Raw genomic sequence first — 18,019 nt, 5'->3', positions numbered from 1 at the left:
TTAAAGTGGTTATAACCTTAAAACCTATTTAGAAAAACTTGGCTGGCACCTGAAGACACTGTCTTCGCACGAATTAGTCATTCTGTCAGCCATAGGCACAAGGGTTAGTTGCATTATGCGCCGGCCATGACTCGAACAGGACGTTCGAGATTAGAGCGCTGTCACGGATGACAGGTGCCATAGTGCTTGAGTGTCCCCGGCAGCCAGGACCGGAACCATAGATGCTCGAGATTAGTACCGCCACAGAAGGCAAGGTGTTGTAACGGTATGAGGGGCTGACTAATATGAAAATATCCGACAACATGGCATCTTATTTCACAACAATGTGCTTTGTTTACCGTTGGGTCGGATTAAAGTTATCGCCTTTGATAAACACATAGAGCGACAAATACCGCACCCTATGCACTTATTAACATCGACTCGAGGAAGTCCGTCGACCAAGCTTATTGCTCCATGTCCACCTGATCCGCAAGCAATGCAGCAAGCTCCGCAACCATTACAGTCTTCTATCTGAATATGCGAAACTACTTGAATGCCTCTCGGAAGTCTGGAATGTTCCACTAAATAAGGCAGTGACTTACCAATTACCTCCGTCAGACTCTGGAAACCCTTTTCCTTCATCCAACCTTCTAAACCCGGCTTCAGTTCATCAATGATCCCTAAACCAAACCGCAAAACAGAGGTACACAATTGCAAGGTGCTCGCGCCAAGAAGAAGAAATTCAGCACAATCTTTCCAAGTAGCAATTCCGCCGCTGGATGCAATATCCAACTTAACCTTTTGGGCGATTTCGGCTGTACAGCGCAAAGAAATCGGCTTCAAAGCGGGTCCGGAAAGTCCTCCATAGGTTGAAAGTCCTGCAATATTAGGATAAGGAATTAAGGTATCTAAATCCACGCCGGTAATGCTTTTTATGGTATTTATGGCACTGACTCCATTGGCACCACTGCGTTCAACCGCTTCAGCAGTGGCCATTATATCGGAATCCAGTGCCGATAGTTTGATGACAACAGGAACATTTCCGGCTGCTTCTTTAACCCAAGAAGCAATTTGTTCCGTTCCTACAGGTTCTTGTACTTTAGTACATAAAGTCCATTCAGTACCATGGGGATGCCAGATACTGCATTCAATAATATCTGCACCTGCGTCGATAAAACGTTTAGTTAGGGATTGCCAATCTTCTTTAGTAAAGGCCATGATACTGGGGACGACCACTTTATTCGGAAACTTTCTTTTAAGAGTCCTCACATTTTGTTCAACAATTTCAACAGAATGTTCTGAGACAAGGTCTATATTCTGAAGACCGATAAAGGCATTTTCTTGTTCTATTCGAGTGACCATGGGGAAAACTCGACTTACTATTCTGGAATCAACCGCAACAGTCTTTAAGACCGCCCCTGCCCAACCAGCTTCAAACCCTTGAATTAAAAGATGCAAATGGTCTGTAGCCGGAGACGGAGCTAAGATAAAGGGGCTTTCATGTTTTATTCCGCAATAAACAACGGATAAATCGACGGTCATTTTCTAAAACCCCTTCGATGTTACGAATTTGTTTAGAATCAGGAAGGGTGGGAGAGAAAGCTCTCTCACCCTAATGTCTCTTACTCACGAATTCCAGCGTTTGCTTTGAGTTCGCCTAAGTCTCCCGCCCCTTTGCTTCCGTTAAAGAAAGCATTGAGGACAATAGCTACGATTGAACCTAGCGTAATTCCACTATGCATAATGGTCTGACTCCACGAAGGGAAGTGTTGGAAAAATGTTGGAACCATTACAGGAATAACCCCAATTCCGATACTGATAGCAACAATGAAAATATTAGTATGGTTATGTTCGAAGTCAACTTTAGCAAGAGTCTTAATCCCACTTGCCGCCACAATTCCGAACATGGCAATCCCTGCTCCACCAAGTACTGCGTTAGGCAGGGAGGCAATAATTGTAGCCATCTTAGGGAATAAACCTAAGACAACTAAAATTATCCCGGAGGTTGCAACGACGAAACGGCTCTTAACACCTGTTAAACCGACTAAGCCAACGTTCTGGGCAAATGCAGTGTAAGGGAAGGCATTGAAGATTCCACCAAGTGCAGTAGCTAAGCCATCTGCACGTAAGCCTGCAGTAAGTTCATCTTGTCCGATTTTTTTACCGACCATTTCACCAATAGCCAGAAAGTCTCCCGTCGACTCTACCATAACAACTAACATAACTAAAATCATGGAGATGATCGCCCCAACATCAAATATTGGGAAACCGAAGTAGAAAGGTGTTGTAATGCCTATCCAAGGAGCGTCAGCCACACCCGCAAAGCTTACAAGTCCGAAGGGGATGGCTACTATAAGACCGACGATTAAACCGAGCAATACTGCAATGTGGGAGAGAAAACCTGTAAACAGTTTATTGATCAAAAGAATGCTTACAAGTACAACGGTTGCCACGAAGATAAACGTTAACGACCCGAAATCCTTATTTCCGGTTCCACCCGCAGCCCAGTTTATACCTACTGGCAAGAGAGATATCCCGATGATGGTAATAATAGTCCCTGTAACAATCGGCGGAAAGAAACGGATCAGCTTACTAAAGAAAGGTGCCGCTAAAAACGTAAATAGCCCCGCCACAATAACTGAACCAAAAATCATAGTCATGCCGCCCGACTGAGCCATGATGACCATGGGCGTTACTGCAGCAAAAGTAACCCCTTGAATAACCGGAATTTTGATTCCAATTTTCCAGATCCCCAAGGTCTGGAGCAGGGTAGCGATTCCACAGGTGAATAAGTCTGCGTTAATTAAAAAGGCAGTTTGTTCAGGGGTTAACTTTGCTGCTCCTGCAATAATCAAAGGAACTGCAACCGCTCCAGCGTACATAGCAAGTACGTGCTGTAATCCATACAAAAAAAGTTTTCCGGCAGGTAGCATTTCGTCAACTGCTGCCACTCCATTGTTGGTATTTGCCATTATTAACTTCCCTCCTTATTTTTAAGTGCGGTGAGATTAATTAAACCAACTGTCACCTCCTTATAATCGATATCCTTGAGTAAGTCCCGCAACTAATTCAAGGGGTCTACTTCGCTCTGACCTCTTAGGAATCTCAGATACCCGTTTTGTTTAACAAGATCGCCGGCAAAGTATTAAATTTTGGGTCAAGGGCCCTTTGCAAGGAGCATTGTTGCGCCCATACCTTTGTTTCTGTAGCAATATTCGTGCCAACTCGATTAATTAAACTGAAATTGCCTAAGAAACGACCTTTTCCTACTTTAGCCCCTAATTATCTTTATCAAAAAGATAAATTTAATTCAAGGTTTTCAAGTCTTAGCCTTCGAAAAATGTCTGAATGCGGGGCACATAGGCAAATATGCAGGTCTTATCATTATGATAAGACTCGTACCTTAATGATAAGATTTTTCAATAGAAGAATTGCTTTTTTAGATCACCAAAAGAAATTCCACTATCGGAAAAGAAAATTGCTCTAAACCATAATCATTTTAATCCCGAGAGAAGTCGACTCGCGAAAGTTCGACCTCTCTCAATATGTGCATTAGTTCAAAACTTTATACAGATATTCATAGTCTTTGTAAACGGTCCAGATAAAGGCCGCAACCTTATCGTCGATCGGTACATCTGTATTGCCGGATTGATCAAACTTCACCTTGGATATTTTGTCATCGAGACGCAGCATAAATTCTCCGGTAGAGCCGTCACCTAGGAAATAGAAGCCGATATTAGGACTGTCCATGAAATCTTTTTCAGTCCAGAAAAGAGTTAATTTGACTTTATACGGTTCACTGGAATACGGGCAGAAGGTTCCACAGTTTCCGCAGACATTGCACATTCCATCCACGTGCAGGATCTGATTCATATTGGTTAAGCCCTTGCCCTTGACCGGAATCATAAGGTTGGCACGGTTCGGGCAAACCTCGGCACAGATATTGCACACTTTATTACACTCTAGACATCTGTCTGATTCCAGTTTGTGATCGGCAACGGGTTTCATAACAGCTTTCTTTTCAGCAATTTCTAACAGCTGCTTTTCATGATTAAAGGAGATTTTTGACGTGAACTCTTGTTTGAATTCCAACCCTTCTTTTTTCAGAATAGCTTTAGCCGCCATGGTGCCATGCTTAGCAGCACCAACTACAGTCCAAGGTCCAGCAAGGGCATCCCCGCCGATGAAGACATTTTCCACGCTGGTTTCCAGTGTTTCCTCATTGACGAGAATCTTCCCTTTCTCCCCAACTTCAATTCCATTGCTCTTTAACAGATCATAATCGATTAATTCCCCAATAGCAGATAAAAGGGTATCAATCAACAATTCTTCAAAGGCACCTTCAACCGCCACAGGTCTCCTTCGCCCGGATGCATCCGGCTGACCAAGTGCCATCCGCTGGCATTTCAAGACCCCATCAGTCAAAGATAGGGGAGCTAAAAGTTCCTTAAAGATTACTCCATCTTCCTCAGCATAGATCAATTCTTCATGATCTGCAGGCATGTAGTCTTTGGTTCTGCGATAGACGATATATACATTTTCTACACCCTCGACTCTTAATGCAGCCCGAGCAGCATCCATAGCGGAATTCCCGCCGCCAACGACCACCACGTTCTTACCGAGTTTCAGAGCATCTTTATCGGCATTAAAGGCTTCCAGGAAGGGAATTGCTCCCATGACCCGCTCTTTATCCCCGTTGATGTCCAAATCGTTGGTCTTACCTGCACCAATGGCCAGATAAATGTACCGGAATCCTTTTGCCTTGTATTCAGCCACTGAAACATTTGAGTCAATGCCAAATTCAAACTTAACACCCATTCTTTCGATGAGCTTAATATCTTTAGTGATCGCTTCTCTCGAAATTCTGAAATCCGGAATAACATATTCGACTGTACCACCGGCTTTCTCCCGCTTATCAAACACCGTAACTTCCATGCCTCCTTTGGCAAGGAAATAGGCTGCAGCCAGTCCGGATGGACCCGCTCCAATCACGGCGACTTTGGCAGATGACTCCGGTTTAAGGGCAGAGAACTTCTGCATATAGGCATCATAACCCTTTTCGGCGGCCACTAATTTCTGCCCGCGGATATGCACGGATTCATCATAGTCTAAACGAGTACATTTAGTCATACAGTTATGAGTACAAATTGTACCTGTGATGAAAGGGAATGGGTTTTTTGACACAATGACATCAAAGGCTTCCTCGTAGCGGCCTTCCCCTACCAAACGCAGATATTCCGGAACATCCTGTTCAATAGGACATCCCACCGTACAAGGGGCAATGAAGCAATCGAGAACCGGGAGCTTAAGCTCTGTTTTTCGATTGACCAGATCTCTCTTTTCTTTGAGATGATTGGCATCGCATAAGGAACTTTCAGCAAGGGCCTTTAATTTCTCCATATCCAGTTTGCCGGACTCCTTATTATCCATGAGCGGATCCAAGATGTCCGCCATTTGTTTAAAGCGCATATAGGCTCCGGGTTTTAACAAAGTTGTAGCCACAGTGATGGGCTGGATTCCCGTCTCGAAGATGCGATCAATATTGAAGGCATCCGCTCCGCCCGAATAGGAGATTTTGAGATCCCCCTCAAACTCAGAGGCCAACTTATAGGCCAGATTAATCGTCAAGGGATAAAGGGCTCGCCCGGACATGTACATCTCTTCGCCCGGCAGTTCCGACCTGCCAATCTTTACGGGTAAGGTGTTGGACATCTTGACCCCAAAGTCTTTTTGCTGCTCTTTAGCAAAAACCTTAAGGCGTTTTAACATCTCAACTCCATCCTTAAACTGCAGGTCATGAGTAAAAGATTCTTCCTTGAGTTGAATATACTTGTAGCCCATTTTATCGAAAGTGTTCCGCACATACCCATACCCTAAAAGCGTCGGATTCATCTTGACAAAGGTATGCAGTTTCTTTTCACTAAGCAGGTATTTGATAATGGCTTCAATCTCTGCCGGCGGACAGCCGTGCATGGTCGACAAGGTGATGGAAGTACAAATATTCGGTGAAATATTTTCAATAAAGGCACGATCGACCTGCTTAAACTGGTCAACATTCTCGAGTAAAGAAGCCAGACACTCTTTATAGATCTCAGTTCCGGATGCATCCTTAAGCCCCTCTATAAATTGATCGACTTTCGAAGACTGAATTCCTTTAAGATCATACCCCACACTCATATTGAACATAAAACGTCGGTCACTTTGGTTAAACAACTCTTTTTGCAACACATGGAGCGCGAACCATGCTTTAACATACTCGTCAAAGGCGCCCATAATCGGAAGCTCGGTAGACCATTCTGTGTTATAGCACTCATCTTCCGCCAAGATACAAGGCTTAGGAATCTCTAACTCATCCATGATTTGAACGGATTTTAACTCAAAAAAACGACTTCCGCTTAAATAGGACGCAATAATATTTTGAGCAAGTTGGGTATGGGGACCGGCAGCCGGGCCAACCGGAGTATCCATAGTTTCGCCAAAAAGCCCAATTTGTTGATCATTGCTTTTTCGGAAAAATTTGACCTCAGAAACTCCAAAAATGGTTTGAGTTCGTTTATATTCTTCAAGCATCCAATTGACCAGTTTATTGAAGGGAATCGGGATCATTTTGTCACTCATCATTATCTATCATTCCTCAATTCTTATGTTTGATGGAGATTCTTCGCTTGGATCGGGCAGCTTCGCCCACTTCCGTGCACACAGCACTCCGAGGATCGCCCACACGCTTTCGCAGGAGCTTCGCCAAACCTCCGGGTAATACCTGATGTGAACCCGTGGCTGCGCTTCCCGCGAAAGCTTTGTGGGCCTTACCACCTCTCCATCCATGTGTTCACTCCTGTGGGCGAAGCTGCCTTCCTTTTGGGTCAATGAATTCTTGAGCATGCTTTTGGGGGTGTTTATCAGCGTAGCCTTACATGCCGCTACCGCCGCACCTGCAGTGATTGAAAATAAATCCTTAGGTTGGGTGGCTTCTCCTGAAGCATGTTCCAGCTATTTCCCCTTGTAATGAGGGCTGTCAACACATGTGCAAACATGTCCTTCTAAAGACTTTTCAGCAGCTTTCAAAATACTCTGATATCCGGTACAACGGCATAGATGCCCCGAAAGTTCGCGTTTCAACTCTTCTCGGGTGTAATCTTTTCCGCTCTCCTTCAAGGCCGTAGTGGTCAAGACGAGGCCAGGGGTACAGAATCCACACTGTACAGCACCCTCCTCGACGAAGGCTTTTTGCACCTCAGAAAGCTCTCCGTTTTTCTCAGCTACACCCTCAATGGTTTTAATGTCCTTGCCATCTGCCCAAACCGCCAGGTAAATGCAGGTATCGTAAGGAACACCGTCAATAAGCACACTACAGGCACCGCATTCTCCTACCCCACACCCTTGCTTAGCACCCGTAAAACCCAAATGACTTCTTAAGACATCCAGCAAGGATTCGCGTACATCAACCTCGAAATTATAAGCTTTTCCATTCACCGTAAAGGCAATTCGTTTAAACAACTTCCGCACCTCCTGCGTTGACAACGGCTATTTTCAGAGCTCTTTGCGTGAGCTCTTCCACCAGATGTTCCCTGTATTCTTTAGATGCCCGCCAAGAGGTTCGCGCCTTGGCAGATTTAACTGCCAGCTTTCCAATCTCCGCTAGGGTTTCCGATGTAATCTTCTTGCCCTTGGCATATGCCTCCGCCTCAAGACACCTTAATGGAGTCGGACCTGCAACCCCAAGCCCAATTCTAACCTCATCGAAGTTTCCGCTTTGCACTTTACAAACAACCGCCACCCCGAGGGTGGCAATATCCATCGCTTCACGCATAGCAAACTTAATGTATTGCCCGCCAAATCCTTTGTAATCTTCCGGTGCAATAAGAATCTCGGTAAGAATTTCCCCTGGGTTCAAGGCAACCTTGCCCGGTCCCATATAGAATTCACGAATCGGAACCACCCGCTCCCCATTCTTATCCTGTAGCTTCAAGTGGGCATTGAGGGCAAACAAGGATGATGCGCTGTCTGCCGATGTAGCTCCATTGCAAACGTTTCCGCCGATGGTCGCAATATTTCTAATTTGCGGACCGCCCATAGAGATGGCCGCTTCCGTTAAAATCGGAATCAAATCCTTCAGCATGGGATTGTGAAAAATCATAGAGAAGGTAGCCATGGCACCAATAACAATCGTCCCATCTTCCGCTGCGCTAATACTCTCCAAGGATTTAATCTTGCGCAGGCTCAGGAGCTCGGCATCTTCAAGTTGCCCCCCGTGCATTTTGATAAGCACATCTGTCCCGCCTGCAATAAGTTTCAGATTAGGGTTATCTGCAAGCAACAATGTTGCTTCGCTTACAGTTTCAGCATCGTAGTATCCTTTAATATCGTACATCTCATCACCGCCTTACTAGATTAATCCCGTTTCTTTAAACTTTTCAAAAACACGTTGGGGATTCATCGGTATCCGATTAAAAGCCACATCCGTTGCGTCAAACACTGCGTTGCGTATAGCAGGTGCAGGAGAAACTATCGGAGGTTCTCCCAGTGATTTTACCCCAAAGGGTCCGGTTGGATCCTCTTTTTCAACGAAGGCCGCACCAATATCCGGGGTATCCATGATTGTAGGAAGCTTATAGTCTAATAAGTTATTATTAAGAGGTTTACCCGTCTGCTCATCAAAGAGCAACTGTTCAGAGAGAGCATACCCTATCCCCATACTGACCCCGCCGTGAACTTGTCCCTCGGCCAAAAGCGGATTGACAATCTTACCAGAATCATGAACATTGAAGATTTCCAGAATCTTAATTTTTCCGGTCTTGATGTCCACTTCTACCTCGGCAAAGGTTACCCCATAAGGGATTGCATTAATTCGTGCATTATTCGAGACGTCACTCGTAATTGGTTGGGCATTAACTCTGTCATAATAGGATTGCATCGCCACAACTTCTAACGCTATGACTTGTTCCCCCGAGTCTTTAAAAACCACAAATTGATCCTTGATATCTAAGAGATGAGCAGGAATATCCGTCATTCTGTTTGCGAAAGCAAGAACTTTCTCTCTAACTTCCAGAGCTGCCTTTTCTACCGCCATCCCTGATACATAGGTTTGTCTTGAAGCATAAGACCCGGTATCAAAGGGGGTAATGTCCGTATCTTGGGTGCTTATCACATGCACCATATACATGGGAATCCCCAGAACCTCAGCCACCATTTGAGCAAAGACCGTGTCACTTCCTTGACCGATTTCTGTTGCTCCCAGTTGCAGCTGAACTGAGCCATCTTGATTCATAACAATACGGGCTCCCGCAAGTTCTAAGGCCACCGGGTAAGTCCCCGAAGCATAGCTGAAGCAAGCCATGCCCACCCCTCGGCGTTTGTCTCCGCTCTGGTCCTTATATAAAGCCTTTTTGGCATCCCACTTAATTAATTCTCTGCCCTTATCAATACATTCCCGGATACTGCAGCTCATAATCTTATTTTTACTCAATGGTTCCACAAACCCGACTTCAACCAAGTTTTTCTTCCGAATCTCGATGGGATCCATCTTGAGCTTTTTCGCTATATCTTCCATATGAGATTCAAAGGCAAAGAATATCTGAGGCGTCCCATACCCACGCATTGCTCCGGCAACGGGCAAATTTGTGTAGACTGTTATAGGATCATATTTCAAAGCTTTAGTTGGATAGAGATAGCGGAATTTGCCTCCTCCGCTGCTGGCTATTGAATGGCCGTGGGAAGCGTAGGCACCGGTATTTGAAACAGCCGTTATATGAATTCCGTTGATCTTGCCATCCTTGTTAATTCCGGTCTTGATCTTAAACTTAAACGCATGACGAGTACGGGTATCAATCATCGCCTCTTCACGAGAAAGTTCCAGCTTCACAGGTCGGCCACCCGCAGCCAAACTCATGGCAACATTCAAGGGTTCAATACAGACATCCTGTTTATTTCCAAACCCGCCCCCAACATAAGGCTTAATTACTCGGACTCTGCCCCAGGAAATACCCAGGGATTGGGCAACAATCCTGCGTACAATATGGGGAATCTGAGTCGAGGTCATGATAACGATCCTTCGATCCGAATCAACATAGGCATGGGATACTTGATTTTCCATATGGCAATGTTGGACAATACTTGTTTCGTACTCACCTTCGATAACATGATCCGATTCTTTCAGAGCTTCTTCAATATTCCCTATGGCGTATCCGTTTGAAGCCAGAATGTTTCCTTCACAGTCATCATGGATCAAAGGAGCACCTTCTTTAAGGGCAGCGTCAGTGCTGGTTAAGGCTTCCAACACTTCGTATTCAACCTCAATTAACTTTAATGCCTTTGAGGCGATCAAAGCATCTGTCGCAACCACAGCTGCTATATTGTCTCCTACGAATCGAGCCTTCTGAGTCAATATATAGCGATCTTCTTTGTCACGATGACTTTCATCCAGAGAAAAAGGATGTCCCGCGGTGCCATATTTTAGTTCTGCAACATCAACTTCGTCCGTTGCAATAGCCTCAATCACCCCGGGCATGGCTGTAGCATATCGAATTTGAGGAAGATCTTTATAGGTTAGAACAGCTTCAACACCAGCCAAGGCCTTCGCTTTGCTTACATCGATTGATTTCACAATCGCATGGGCATAGGGACTATGCAGGATTTTCCCAACCAACATATCCCGTTCAGAAAAATCATCCGTATATTTGGCCTTGCCTGTCACCTTGGCTACAGCATCGACTCTTGTAACGCTTTTCCCTACAACTGTATAAGCCATTTTGTTTCCTCCCGTCCCTAACAATTATTGACCTTTTAACGATTCTAGCATATGTAACAGTGCAAAATTCATGCCAACAGGATCATATGTCGAAAAATGAGTTAACTCCCCGAGTTTACATTTAAGTTGAACAAATAAATTTATCACATTGATAGGCGAAAAATCGAATAATAGCCCCAACCTCTAGTAGCACCTCATTATCATAATGATAATATAATTATCGAACTAATATATGCTAATCATTATGATAACACCTATTAGTTCGATCTATTTTTCATTAGACCAAAGCTTCAAATTGTCTTCTCAAAATCACTCAATATTGTAACGAGCAAGTTTGCGATAAAGGGTTGCTATTCCGATACCCAAAGCCTTTGCAGCTCTTTCTTTACCCTGCACACCTGTTCCAAAGGCCTGATAACAACGCATGATAGTCTCACGTTCAACCTTTTCAAGGTTGAACCCATTTGATTCAGCCTGGATCTCAATCTTTTTTAATCTCGGAGATAAATGTTCCTCTGTTAAGGTTTCATCTTTGGCCAAATTCATGGCATACTCCATAATGTTTTGCAATTCACGAACATTGCCAGGCCACCCATAATCAAACAGCCTTTGACGGAATCCATCCGCTATAAATCTAACCTCTTTATTAAGCTGTTGATTAAACCCTTTAATAAAGTGTTCAGACAAAATCTGCAAATCCTCTTTGCGATCCCGCAAGGGTTTTATATCGATAGGAATCACATTAATTCGATAATAGAGATCTTCACGAAATTCTCCCTTGGCCATCATTTCCTCAAGGTTTCGATGAGTTGCCGCAATTACTCGAACATCAACAGGAATCGGAGCTATTCCACCAATCCGTTCTATTTGGCGCTCCTGCAGCACCCGAAGAATTTTAGCCTGCAGAAACAAGGGCATGTCTCCTATCTCGTCGAGAAAGAGCGTTCCTTTATTGGCTAATTCAAACTTTCCGATTTTACCCCCTTTGCGCGCTCCGGTAAACGCACCTTCTTCATAGCCGAAGAGCTCACTTTCCAGCAATGCTTCCGGAATCGCCGTACAGTTAATTGCCATAAACATACCTTGTTGTCTGGAACTGAGATTGTGAATTGAGCGAGCCAACATTTCTTTCCCCGTTCCACTTTCCCCACGGATCAAGACTGTCGACTTACTTGCGGCAACAACCCTGGCTCGTTCACGAATCTGGCAAACTGTATCACTGACACCTAAAATATCGTCAATGGTGTACCCTGCATCTTGTAAGGAAAGCCGATGAACAATTTTTCCAATTTCATCAAACGGGCGCAAGGTCACGCCAATGCTCTTGACTCCCTCTTCACCATCAATGGGCAAGGCGCGCAAAATCATGTGAACCCGATTTCTCTTAGTTTCCAAATGCACTTCCCGCTCAACGACTTCATTCACATTCGTCCCCGCTCTGAGAATATCCGCGACGATTTGCGGTATGAACAAGCTCTTCAGATGACTTCTCGGGGTCAGTAAATTAGTGCTGAACAAGCGCTTGGCCGCTTGATTATAGTGAAGGACATTTCCCTCGAGATCGACGGTTATGAGTCCTTCTTCTAAGCAATCGATAATTGAATTAAGATAGTGATTGGCTGAAACCAGACCCGCTAAAAATTCTTGTTCTTTCATCTTTAGGGCAATAGTTTCCGCCATCTTGGTTAAGAAAATCAGATAGGATTGCTGGTTTTCTTGAATGAGTTTAGCTTGGGTTTCATTAAAGCAAATGAGACCGATGGCCCCCACTGCCTTATCATCCAGATTGATTGGGGAAACAACTTCGTATTTTTCAGAACAATTCCCCCGGGCTTTGCACGGGGCGCAAAGAGGATGAGTTCCGGGCGTTTCTATAACAAATTGATGACCGGTCCGCAAAACTTCCTGGTATATATACCCCTGCCGATCCATGGATTGACCGACCCCTTTGTGATACCTGCCTGTTCCGGCAATACGCATCAGATTATGATCCGCTACCTCAACATCGATTTTCACAACCGTGGCAATGGCTTCAGCGATTTGTTGTGCATAATCTTTAACGGCCATAAGTTCAACCATTAAGCTACCCCCATCAATACTATTATTTCTCATAAAGTCGGTTAATATGACAACTATCTTATTTTTGCTTCACCAATTGATTAATTTTGTTATTTATTATTCGTTTCAAAATGATAATATCCTTTAAATATTTATCACTTTGAGAATTTTTTAGTATAACTTTACACCAGAGCCCCCTAAATAGTAAACTATCCCAATTAGTATGAGATTAACTAAAATTAATATAGGCGCTCCCATAGTGAACTTCAAGCGAGTAGTCTTATGATGGAAATACTTCATTCCTGCATAAAGCCCACCCCCTCCCAGCATCGCCCCCATGAGGAGCAACCTTGCTTCCGGAATCCTCCATCGGTTCAATTTTGCCCGGCGTTTATCTCTCCCCATTGCCACAAAAACGTAGCTATTCCAAAGGAAGCAGGCACCAAGGAAAATCCCCAAACTCATTTCCATCTCCTCCTAATCTTTCGAACACCTATAGTTTACCTCACTGATTAGAAAAACCCCTAGCATGTTAAATGCAGGAGCTTCTCAATCCTCTTGTCTATTAAGATATTGTATCATAAATCTTTCTCAATTCAGCCCCACCAGGTAGAAGGTCTTTCAACCGGTCTGGTCCCGAAGATAGCAACTTAAAACCAAATTTCATTAACTGAACGTCATCATGGTTGATCTGGTTTAATATCTCCTCATTTATATCCATCTTTTCACACAAGGAAGGGTTATCTATTAAAAAACTCCTGAATTTATCCAGATCATAGCAGGCCATAAAGGAAAGTTTAATAATCTCTTCATCAGTTTCCCTGTTGACGGCAAGTTTTAAGTGTTTAGGTATCGCGCTAAACCCCTGTTCCATTTCTTCATAGATCTCTAAACCCTGGTCCCGAACCCATTCCTTTATGGTTTGTGTCTTTGTCTCATTTAGCCCGTGGCAGCGGGAACTTTCAAAAACAAAAGAATATTTCCCCCCGCCCAGCATGTCCACCGGCGCAATTCGGCAGGACCAGGACCGCTCCGGGTAAACCCGGCATCCCTTGGGTGTGATGAAAGGACATTTCAGGTTATCCTCCTCAGACATCTTGATTTGCACAATAGAAAAACCGGAGTGATGCACCGGCACCTTAATGGTGTATTTATCCAGAAACTCTCCTGAAGAAAGGCCCAGGAAATTTTTCATCCTCAAGACATCGTAAGGAGTGAGACAAATATTGATATCCCGGCAACATTTTTTAAAGCAATCCAGCCCATCATGGCAATGAAATTTAAACTCATCGTCTTCACCTAGGACTAAATCTCTGTGATCCATAAATTCGCCACCTTTCAAGTCTTTTATTATTATAAATCATCTCTCAGGGATAAGATAGTTTAAATAACCACATACCGACAGCCTCGTCTGGGTCATAACTATATGAACATATCTATTGACAAACCATCTATCTTCTCATATAATAATCAATGTTACGCGGTCATGGCGGAACTGGCAGACGCGCTAGATTCAGGTTCTAGTGCTCGCAAGGGCATGGAGGTTCAAGTCCTCTTGACCGCACCACTTAGAAAATTAGCTATACACATAAATACACACGTAAAATAAAATGAGAACCGAGGGTACACTACCTTGGCTCTCATTTTTATTATTTTTATACGAATATTGTCCAAACTAATTTTCAGTAGAGAGCGTATTCAAAAGAATATTCGATGACGCTTTCCCAAAATCGCTTTCATAAACCCTATAACGATCTTCCGTAAGACCACAAAGATTTGCAACTTCCCTAATACTATATCCGCGAGATTCCCTTACGGCTTGTAGGCTGATCTTAACTCCCCGTCTATGACCCTAAATTTTTTCCATTAAACTGGAACAATTCTCCGACAATAAGACCTGACTCGTCCAGGCCCGATACTAGACTAATGTTGCAGGTGGTAGCTTGAATCGAATTAATGAGATCTTAACAGAATTGGACATGACCCAAGAAGAGCTTTCTCTCATTTGCGGAGTACCACAACCTGAGATCAGTCGAATAGCTAATAACAAGAAAAGAAAGATTGAATTAGAAACTGGAGTTAAAATCGCGCGGGGCCTCGGACGCACGGTAGAGTATGTTTTCCCAGACAATTAATAAAACCCTAGCAGCAATGGCAGGGTCTTATTAATTGTCGCAAAACCATTGAGATTGAAAATCACAAAAAGGAGAACGGCCAAGCTCTCCTTAAAAGCAGAAGCCCAGCTCCACCATGCCGGACTTCTATGATTGATACCACCACCAACGACCTCTACACATTACATTATATGACCTTGGTCAGTAAAAGCGTGACAAGCGTCGGTTAATTGCAGGCGTCTTTTTTATGCTCCAGCAGCTCTCGTACTCCGCCTATCGATGGCCTTTAGGACGTGGCAGAAACCGATGATTCGGACAAGCTTCGGGGAGGTCGCGTGATCCCGCTTCGAGCTGGCTTTGCAAAGTTGGCCTTTACATATATTTGATCTTTGAGAACAGAAAAAGCCCCCATCGCTTAGTGAGAGCTGAGTAAGCGAAGAGATTCTGTCGAGGGGTATATTCCTGCCAACCTTTGCTAATCATAAAACCAATGGGGCCCAATCATAGTTTGAGGAGGCATCTATATGGAACCTGATCTCCCCTATTTATATTACTATTTAATTTTCGCATTTGGATTATTATTTTTAATTCTCGTTTTCATCCCCAAACAAGAAATAAAGAAACTGTTTTGGTTTGGACTATTATGGGGATCAGCTTTAGATTTTATAATGGAACATATCTACCATTTTGTTAATTTAACTAGGTACCTGCATACGGAACCCTTTAATATCGGTGTTCTCCCATTATGGACAATTTTAGCATGGGCACCGGCAGTAATGCTGTTTATTTACTTCCAACCCCAGCGAAAGGAAAGATATGTCTATTGGGCTTATATAATAATTTGGAGTTCCTTTATCTGTTCTGTTGCGGTTATTTTGAAACAACTTGAGCTATTGGTGTTTATTAATGGCGGCCCGTGGATCTGGTTTATAGGAAGCTTTGTCTTTTTATCTCTTATGTCCAAGTATTATCAGTTTCTTGAGGCAAACAGACCGAGCTTGTAACTTTATTTGACAATCCGTCATAATATGTATTGTGATGATTGGCATTTTTTCAAGGGGGGAGAGCTTGGTTCACTCTCCCTTTTACATTTTCCACAATAACTACTTGCAGGTCTGCAGCTCGTACTTAAGTTCAAATACCATTATTATTACCCCATCCACTTCGCTTTGACATCTAAAGACCTTCATACGATTCCCAGCAAGTTTTTCTTGGGTCATGCGGACAACTTTCTGAACTTTAACGCCAGTTCCTTTATACCGTAATCGTATTGGGTGAGGTTTGCCAGTTGCATCGAACCAGGCTACCATCTCAATGGGTGTTGTTATTATTTTCATTTGCGTATTTCGCCCCATCTTTTTGCTTAATACCCATTGTCCTAATGACACCAAGCTTTCAAAATATTCTAGCTTTTTACTGCCATTTTAACATAAATTTATATAACTAAACTTGCACTACTTGTGCAACAGGTGTGACAGCATCGCTATCAGTCGAAGTCGTAGCCTGTGGTGTAATAATTGGCGGACTAACATCTAATACCTGCGGCTTATCAATTGTAGTCGTAGCAGCGACAACTGATAATATATCGGTTTTACTTAAACTAGGCTGACTAATATTATGCGTACCAGCTGCAGTGATCGCGACTAAGAATGAGTTAAGTATCGCTAGGCCAATTGCCTCAACAGTAAAATTACCTGTTACAAACAGCGTAAATAACTGGATTATCAACGCGAATCCCACAGCCATGAGCCTGATCCACCAGTCTCCTAGGTGTTGCTTAACTGGCTCTTTAAAGAACTGGACTAAGAGATACGTCACGGCCACAAGTCCAGCATAGCTCCCCAGGTAGGACGTTGTAAATAAATCCGTCGGCATATAAGTCCTCTCCTTAATATTGGTTTTCAAATTGGCAAGCGCTTGCGATTTAACCCAGATACTTTTTAACTGCAGCTGCGGTATCGTATTTGTCGTTGCCCGAGAGCAAAACCTCGTTCGTATGTCCGGTCGTTGGTCCGCCGACCACGATCAGCTTCTTGGCACTCATGGCATCCTTCGGTACGGATTGATCTGACGGACGTATGAACATTGCGCAATTGTCATTCCTGGCGGCTACATCCGTGCCAGCCCAGTAGTCCTCTTTGGTATATAATAAAACCGCTACATCTAACACATCATTTCCCCCTTCTAAATCTTTAAACAACCTATCCCACGGAAATCCTGAGCCTGGGCAATTGGATTTGTTTACTGAGTCAATCCTATAGTGGCCGATGATGTTATCCCTCGTCACAGGTATACCTAGATTCTCGATGAGCCATCGATGTAAGGCTAGATTTGCCTGGTACTGTGCTTCAGGCATTACATCTCCGTTTTTTCCTTCGTGCTCGATACTGACTGTGTAATAGTTCGGATTAACTCCCGAAATAAGCAAAGGCCAGTTGGGCTTATTTACCGCACCATTTGCCCATGCCGGATATTTAAGGTCGACATATTGATGGATTTCACCGTTCTTCCCAACTCCGAAGTGAGAGCTTACTTGACTTGCCGGATTCGCGAACCATGAATCAGTACCCACTAATGTACCTTCCATGATGTGATTGACAATTGTATTAAACTTGTACCCCTTTGGTTGGCTGTGATTTGGTGATGGCACCCATTTCATATCTGGTTTATCCAATCTTCACATCCCCTTTCTCTTCGATCCCTAAGTCTTCGCCTTTACTGAATCTCCTTCCTTCTTTTACTCATGTATACTTAAGTATAACTAATGGTAGGCTCCGGCACGTGTGTGGTCGATGACCATGAACGCAGCAAAATCCCAATGAGCCGAACCCAAATCCCGCATATTCAAAATGATGTTAAGCCTAAATAGTCCCTATTCCCTATACTAATAACTGACTTCCCCTTACCAAACTTTGCAAATAGAAACAGCGCCCCTTTCAGAACGCTTTTGCTCAAAGAACCATCGCATTTCCTCTTAAGTTTTAATATGATAAGTACGACTAAGGAAAATATCCGGGCGCAAGAACAGAGCAGGTAAAATTCTCATTCGCCTGCTCTTTCCAACCTTTCGACATACAACTTTTTTGATATCCTGTAACCACTCTGCACCAAATCATCACTC

14 protein-coding genes and 1 tRNA gene are annotated in these 18,019 nt (G+C 43.7%); 3 read left to right on the top strand and 12 right to left on the bottom strand.

Annotation, left to right across the window (positions count from 1 at the left end; genetic code table 11):
- Nucleotides 1-315 precede the first annotated feature (315 nt).
- The 9 genes from preA to LJE72_RS04950 form a co-directional block, all read right to left on the bottom strand.
- Nucleotides 316-1,521 (bottom strand): NAD-dependent dihydropyrimidine dehydrogenase subunit PreA, encoded by a 1,206-nt coding sequence (gene preA / locus LJE72_RS04990; protein WP_229246529.1) that lies wholly within the window; start codon nt 1,519-1,521, stop codon nt 316-318.
- A gap of 80 nt (nt 1,522-1,601) precedes the next feature.
- Nucleotides 1,602-2,951, bottom strand: a complete 1,350-nt coding sequence (locus LJE72_RS04985; protein ID WP_229246528.1) for a nucleobase:cation symporter-2 family protein — start codon at nt 2,949-2,951, stop codon at nt 1,602-1,604.
- A gap of 580 nt (nt 2,952-3,531) precedes the next feature.
- Nucleotides 3,532-6,600, bottom strand: coding sequence for a putative selenate reductase subunit YgfK (gene ygfK, locus LJE72_RS04980; protein WP_229246527.1), 3,069 nt, complete (start codon nt 6,598-6,600; stop codon nt 3,532-3,534).
- A gap of 369 nt (nt 6,601-6,969) precedes the next feature.
- Nucleotides 6,970-7,476: a xanthine dehydrogenase subunit XdhC gene (gene xdhC / locus LJE72_RS04975; protein ID WP_229246526.1), complete on the bottom strand. Its 507-nt coding sequence runs from the start codon at nt 7,474-7,476 to the stop codon at nt 6,970-6,972.
- Entirely contained in the window at nt 7,469-8,350 is an 882-nt protein-coding gene (xdhB, locus tag LJE72_RS04970; protein ID WP_229246525.1) for a xanthine dehydrogenase FAD-binding subunit XdhB, read from the bottom strand. The genes xdhC and xdhB overlap by 8 nt, the downstream gene beginning before the upstream one ends.
- A 15-nt stretch (nt 8,351-8,365) precedes the next feature.
- Complete coding sequence (gene xdhA, locus LJE72_RS04965; RefSeq protein WP_229246524.1) at nt 8,366-10,726, bottom strand: xanthine dehydrogenase molybdenum-binding subunit XdhA; 2,361 nt, start codon at nt 10,724-10,726, stop codon at nt 8,366-8,368.
- Between the two features lie 309 nt (nt 10,727-11,035).
- Complete coding sequence (locus LJE72_RS04960; RefSeq protein WP_229246523.1) at nt 11,036-12,805, bottom strand: sigma-54 interaction domain-containing protein; 1,770 nt, start codon at nt 12,803-12,805, stop codon at nt 11,036-11,038.
- Between the two features lie 150 nt (nt 12,806-12,955).
- Nucleotides 12,956-13,249: a DUF1294 domain-containing protein gene (locus LJE72_RS04955; protein WP_229246522.1), complete on the bottom strand. Its 294-nt coding sequence runs from the start codon at nt 13,247-13,249 to the stop codon at nt 12,956-12,958.
- Nucleotides 13,250-13,349: 100 nt separating this feature from the next.
- Complete coding sequence (locus LJE72_RS04950) at nt 13,350-14,108, bottom strand: YkgJ family cysteine cluster protein (protein WP_229246521.1); 759 nt, start codon at nt 14,106-14,108, stop codon at nt 13,350-13,352.
- A gap of 156 nt (nt 14,109-14,264) precedes the next feature.
- Here LJE72_RS04950 and LJE72_RS04945 point away from each other — a divergent pair.
- The 3 genes from LJE72_RS04945 to LJE72_RS04935 all read left to right on the top strand — a co-directional run bounded on the left by LJE72_RS04945 (nt 14,265) and on the right by LJE72_RS04935 (nt 15,902).
- Nucleotides 14,265-14,351 (top strand) — tRNA-Leu (locus LJE72_RS04945).
- Nucleotides 14,352-14,727: 376 nt separating this feature from the next.
- Complete coding sequence (locus LJE72_RS04940) at nt 14,728-14,919, top strand: helix-turn-helix domain-containing protein (protein WP_229246520.1); 192 nt, start codon at nt 14,728-14,730, stop codon at nt 14,917-14,919.
- Between the two features lie 503 nt (nt 14,920-15,422).
- Nucleotides 15,423-15,902: a hypothetical protein gene (locus LJE72_RS04935; protein WP_229246519.1), complete on the top strand. Its 480-nt coding sequence runs from the start codon at nt 15,423-15,425 to the stop codon at nt 15,900-15,902.
- A gap of 99 nt (nt 15,903-16,001) precedes the next feature.
- Here LJE72_RS04935 and LJE72_RS04930 read toward each other — a convergent pair whose 3' ends face one another.
- The 3 genes from LJE72_RS04930 to LJE72_RS04920 form a co-directional block, all read right to left on the bottom strand.
- Complete coding sequence (locus tag LJE72_RS04930; RefSeq protein WP_229246518.1) at nt 16,002-16,235, bottom strand: hypothetical protein; 234 nt, start codon at nt 16,233-16,235, stop codon at nt 16,002-16,004.
- Between the two features lie 106 nt (nt 16,236-16,341).
- Nucleotides 16,342-16,773: a hypothetical protein gene (locus tag LJE72_RS04925; protein ID WP_229246517.1), complete on the bottom strand. Its 432-nt coding sequence runs from the start codon at nt 16,771-16,773 to the stop codon at nt 16,342-16,344.
- 49 nt (nt 16,774-16,822) lie between these two features.
- Nucleotides 16,823-17,572: an N-acetylmuramoyl-L-alanine amidase gene (locus LJE72_RS04920; protein WP_229246516.1), complete on the bottom strand. Its 750-nt coding sequence runs from the start codon at nt 17,570-17,572 to the stop codon at nt 16,823-16,825.
- Nucleotides 17,573-18,019 lie beyond the last annotated feature (447 nt).

It is taken from the genome of Desulfosporosinus shakirovi (assembly GCF_020595055.1).
GTDB lineage: Bacteria > Bacillota > Desulfitobacteriia > Desulfitobacteriales > Desulfitobacteriaceae > Desulfosporosinus > Desulfosporosinus shakirovi.
The sequence above is the reverse complement of the archived record's forward strand: the minus strand, read 5'-3'. Positions and strand labels throughout refer to the sequence as shown.

What these genes read in the sequence shown, in the direction of transcription:
- ygfK (WP_229246527.1), bottom strand. Translation starts at nt 6,600, where the DNA reads ATGATGAGTGACAAAATGATCCCGATTCCCTTCAATAAACTGGTCAAT.
- xdhA (WP_229246524.1), bottom strand. Translation starts at nt 10,726, where the DNA reads ATGGCTTATACAGTTGTAGGGAAAAGCGTTACAAGAGTCGATGCTGTA.
- LJE72_RS04930 (WP_229246518.1), bottom strand. Translation starts at nt 16,235, where the DNA reads ATGAAAATAATAACAACACCCATTGAGATGGTAGCCTGGTTCGATGCA.
- preA (WP_229246529.1), bottom strand. Translation starts at nt 1,521, where the DNA reads ATGACCGTCGATTTATCCGTTGTTTATTGCGGAATAAAACATGAAAGC.
- LJE72_RS04985 (WP_229246528.1), bottom strand. Translation starts at nt 2,951, where the DNA reads ATGGCAAATACCAACAATGGAGTGGCAGCAGTTGACGAAATGCTACCT.
- LJE72_RS04935 (WP_229246519.1), top strand. Translation starts at nt 15,423, where the DNA reads ATGGAACCTGATCTCCCCTATTTATATTACTATTTAATTTTCGCATTT.
- LJE72_RS04925 (WP_229246517.1), bottom strand. Translation starts at nt 16,773, where the DNA reads ATGCCGACGGATTTATTTACAACGTCCTACCTGGGGAGCTATGCTGGA.
- LJE72_RS04960 (WP_229246523.1), bottom strand. Translation starts at nt 12,805, where the DNA reads ATGGTTGAACTTATGGCCGTTAAAGATTATGCACAACAAATCGCTGAA.
- xdhB (WP_229246525.1), bottom strand. Translation starts at nt 8,350, where the DNA reads ATGTACGATATTAAAGGATACTACGATGCTGAAACTGTAAGCGAAGCA.
- LJE72_RS04950 (WP_229246521.1), bottom strand. Translation starts at nt 14,108, where the DNA reads ATGGATCACAGAGATTTAGTCCTAGGTGAAGACGATGAGTTTAAATTT.
- LJE72_RS04955 (WP_229246522.1), bottom strand. Translation starts at nt 13,249, where the DNA reads ATGAGTTTGGGGATTTTCCTTGGTGCCTGCTTCCTTTGGAATAGCTAC.